Origin of the sequence: Flavobacterium araucananum (assembly GCF_002222055.1) — a bacterium.
Lineage (GTDB): Bacteria > Bacteroidota > Bacteroidia > Flavobacteriales > Flavobacteriaceae > Flavobacterium > Flavobacterium araucananum.
In genome coordinates, this window is record NZ_MUGS01000067.1 from 1 (window position 1) to 3,617 (window position 3,617).

Genomic DNA, 3,617 nt, shown 5'->3' on the forward strand with positions numbered 1-3,617 from the left:
CTTTATAATTTTTAGGTTTATCTTGTTTGCAGATTTGAGCAACATTGCTTAATCCTAAATTACTTAATCCAAATTCGTTTTGATCCGTTGCTATAATTCCGTCGGAAATTTCAAATTTGATGTTTAGCTTATTGAAATAATATTCAATTTCGTAAATGAATATTGAATATTCTGAATTTTTAAAAAAGCCAGCCCAGTTTGGGATGTCTGGCTTGGTATTTTTTCTATTAAAAAATGAAAACATATATTTTTATATTAATTAATAATTACAGGTATTAAAATTCTAATAGAAATAATCCATTTTGATACCTATGAAAATTGATCAAAAAAGAACAATAATTTATCTGAATTCTAAGCAAGCAAAATGTTTGTTGGAAATAAGTTATCGTCGCATAGAAATATTGTCGTGAACCCATTTCGCTTCCTCATCTGCTGTTACATTTTTCAACTTGCTATCAATTCTACTAAATGTTGCTTGTGCAAAATCGTAAGGTTTACTATCGTCAAAGTAAGGTCCAACGACACCTAAGCACCATCCAACTTTTGATGCCCAATGAGGTTCGTAAGTAAGATATTTAAAAACTTCATAATGAACAAAATTATTTTCTCCATCATAGTCGAAAGTAACTCTTTTTATATGTTCAATTTCATCAGGGCATGCATCTAATTCAGTTGGAAATTCTAACCAATTTGCCAAACTACTTTCAGCTCCTTTTATAATGGAGTAATATTCTTTTGGAAATAAATTTACTTTGTTATGTTTTTCTAAAAGCTGGAAAGCAGTTTGTCGAGTAAGTCTATTTTGAGCATAAGGCAAAATATTTTGTTCTGTTACATCTTCCCCATTTTCAAGTTTCTGATAAAGTTCTTTTACTCTTTCAAAGCGTTTTACATTAAGTTTAGAGTTTTGACGCTTAACAATTATAAATCTATAAATTGCAAAAACTACAATCATTAAAACTAATAAACCTATTATAACAAATACTATTTTCATTTAATCTTTTTGTGTTTTATGATAATTGATAAAATATTATTTCACCACTCTTCCTGCTTATATACTAATAAATAGATAGAGGATTTTATTTTTATTTTTCAATCGGATATTTTCCTACTGAGGTTCATAATTGCGGATTTATACTGGTTTTAAAAATCAGGGCATAACGTAAAAAAGTTAAGGGTATAAAAATACACCCTTAACTTTGTCTCCATTTTTTATTATCACATTCATTTTTCTGATTTTACGACAACAACTGATACACTATCTTGTAATCATATATGTTCCACTTCCATCAAAATCATTTTCTAAATCTGCTATAACTAATCCAATATCTTCCAACTTAAACTTCGAAGTTATTTGTTTCCAATATTTTTCATTTATCAATTCATTTTCTGAATCAACTAAATCTTCATAATTGAAATCTTTTAAAAATTCTAATAATATATCTTCTGAGATAAAGACTATTAATCCTGTATCCGTCGAAAAAAAAGATAAATCTTCTAAAACAATTTCATCAAAATCTACTTTTATTATCTGATTTACATAAAAAATATTCTCTTCTGGCTTATATTGCGCAAAAGGTGTATCTGTATATGGAAAAACTTCATTTCTAATATCTTTAGGCAAAGTATTAGCTTTTAAGAATTCACTTTTTATATCATTTAAATAAAGAGCATCAATAACATAATATTGCTTATTGATACTCAATTCTAAAGGTTCATTATTATTAGGTAGGCTTTTCATTTTTCTATTACAATAATTTAAATCACTCGTACTTTTGAAAAATCAAGTCCTGTCAATTTCTTTTTTTGTATTTCTTTTTTTAATTTCTCACTAACATACAGTCCCGATGTAATTCTCCATAAATATTGATATGCTGGTTTACTGAAAATATTAAGATTTCTAACTTTTGAATATGAAAAAACTGGTCTTATTATATGGTCAGTACCTCTAACAAAACTTGTTTCTGTCATATCCAAAACATCCAATTTTTTGTTGAATCTTAAAATATAATATATTCTTTCTTCATTTCCGTAATTAACTTTACAATCAAGCCAGTCAACACCTTCATTTTCTGTAAGGTTTTCTTGCACTACCAATTTTAATTTTTGGGACATTAAAGGCCAGACAAGGCTATTTGGTAGGTAATCCAGCCAAATTTCTTGTAATTCATCCAAATTATCATCTATGATTATATCATCTTTTGTTTCTCTAATTCGTTTTAAATTAAAATTAAACGGCAGTGATCCTTTTCCTTCTAATTCAGGGATTAGCTCATGTGCAATCTGATGTTCGATTTCATAAATTGCACTTGCTGTTTGCGTTGAATTCTTCCAACTTAAAAAAAAATACTTACTCATTATTCCCAGCCTGATTTTCTTAATAAATTTGGATTCTCAATAACGGGTTGTTTGACATATTGGTCAAACAATTTTAAGAATTTTGCTTTGTCATTTCCTGCCTCCATACTAGCTTTTTGCATGCTTTCAAGAACAAAATCATGATATGCATTCGGGTGCCGTCCCAAATGTGGTAACGCACCTTTGTTCCAAGAACCACTCAATTTTAAATTATATTGCTCTATTATCTTTGCCATTTGTTTTGAATATTTTGAATGTTTATTAGTTGCAAAATGATGAATCTGGGTAGGTAAATTTTCTAATAATCTAACGGCAAGTTTAGGTTTTACCTTTCCTTTCGTCACAACTGCAAATGCAAGTGCTGTTTCTGGAGAATCATCACCTAGTTCCGAAAACAACTCTGTAAAAAAAGCTTCCCAAGCTCCAGTTATATCATAAGCACCACCAATAGCATAAGTTACACCTAATGCTCTTTTAGGCTGGCTTGTTGTACCATAACCAGATAAATCAAACATAATCCTATCGCCTACGTTATAAGTTTCACCTGGTTTTTCAAAACCTAATAATGACAAACCCTGAGTTGATCCACCCACTTGCCAGCCAAAATCAGCTAAATAAATACCTGGGTCGCCATCGTCTCGATGTTCTATTACTCTTCCATTTCTTACAATAGTTGAAGCAATTGCTTCTTTTGGTCCATCTGGAGAAAGACCACTAGAGTCAGAAAAATATACTGGATTATTATTTGAAAAATTATATGGAGATAAAACAAAGAAACTTTCAGCCAGTTTATCCATATTACCCCAACGCCCAATGTCTGGCATATAATTTCGAGCTTCCATGTCATACCAATTCAGCTGATTCCCGCCAATACTCTCGTCTTGGAGCTCCTTTCCGTTGTACTTATACTTTTGAGCATCATTATTTCCTAATGCTAAATTTGGGGGATTATACCCCTCATGTTTTAGCCCAAAGGGATAATAATTATTCTCTTCGATAATTTCAAGAACTTGGGTTTGCGGGTTTTTAGCATAACTTAACCGTACGTTGCCTAAATGGTCTTTGTACTGAAACACATACGAAAAAACTCCACTCTCCTTTTTTACATACCCCTCTGCCGTTGGAAAAAATTGTAAGGTTGGCGTGGTTGGAACCTTTTCATTTATCTGCTGTGCCGCTAACGCGCTAAAACGATTCGTTTCTACTGGCGGAGGCGGATCTGTTCCATCAATAGGAGGGTCATTAGGATCTTGTGGATC

The 3,617-nt window shown here is 31.0% G+C and carries 5 protein-coding genes; all 5 read right to left on the reverse strand.

The genetic code is table 11. The features are described 5' to 3' along the window. Positions 1-244: hypothetical protein (locus B0A64_RS22655; protein WP_133083322.1), on the reverse strand; the 244-nt coding region annotated here is incomplete at its 3' end. A gap of 138 nt (positions 245-382) precedes the next feature. Then, complete coding sequence (locus tag B0A64_RS22660) at positions 383-994, reverse strand: hypothetical protein (RefSeq protein ID WP_089481744.1); 612 nt, start codon at positions 992-994, stop codon at positions 383-385. 264 nt (positions 995-1,258) lie between these two features. Further along, complete coding sequence (locus B0A64_RS22665; RefSeq protein ID WP_089481745.1) at positions 1,259-1,741, reverse strand: hypothetical protein; 483 nt, start codon at positions 1,739-1,741, stop codon at positions 1,259-1,261. 17 nt (positions 1,742-1,758) lie between these two features. Next, positions 1,759-2,358, reverse strand: coding sequence for an imm11 family protein (locus tag B0A64_RS22670; RefSeq protein WP_089481746.1), 600 nt, complete (start codon positions 2,356-2,358; stop codon positions 1,759-1,761). Beyond that, on the reverse strand, positions 2,358-3,617 hold a 1,260-nt coding region (locus B0A64_RS22675; protein WP_208863563.1), incomplete at its 5' end, for an RHS repeat-associated core domain-containing protein. The genes B0A64_RS22670 and B0A64_RS22675, both read right to left, overlap by 1 nt.